At 66.0% G+C, this 474-nt stretch carries 1 protein-coding gene; it reads right to left on the bottom strand.

Features of this window, described 5'->3' with window-relative positions:
* Window positions 1-90: 90 nt before the first annotated feature.
* Window positions 91-474: S8 family serine peptidase (locus tag J5M73_RS31215; protein ID WP_207816925.1), on the bottom strand; the 384-nt coding region annotated here is incomplete at its 5' end.

Here is a 474-nt window from a genome sequence, read left to right as displayed (position 1 = left end):
GTACTTCGCCAGATTGATCTTCGTCGTCACCTTGCCGCCGCTGTAGGTGCCGACGTAGCCCGGCGCGCCGTATGGCGAAGTCGACCACTGCTAGACGCCCGCGTCGCCGGACGACACCGAGAAGATCTGCCCTTGCGCGACCGCCTGCTTGAACACCGCGTCGTTCGCGGCGAGCGAGCCGTCCGAATTCGCGGCCGCCTCGTCCTCGCCGAGCGATACGTTGATCACCTTCGCGACGTTGTCGGTGACGGCCTTGTTGTATGCGGCGGTCAGCGTCGCGTTGGTGAGGCCGCTGTCGTTGCTGTCGCCGTTGACGGCCGCATAGAAGATCAATTGCTTCACGCCGCCCGACGTGCCGATGATCGTCTGGCTGTCGAGATCCCATTCGCCCGGATCGCCGTCGTCCGCGAGCGTGCCCGAGCTGCCCGCGACGACCGCGGTGTTCACGTTCGGCAGGCCCGCGTTTCGCGTGAA

The organism is Pseudomonas sp. 50_B (assembly GCF_017491625.1).
Taxonomy (GTDB): Bacteria; Pseudomonadota; Gammaproteobacteria; order Pseudomonadales; family Pseudomonadaceae; genus Aquipseudomonas; species Aquipseudomonas danubii.
Note: the sequence above shows the minus strand (reverse complement) of the source record. Positions and strands in the feature narration are given on the sequence as shown.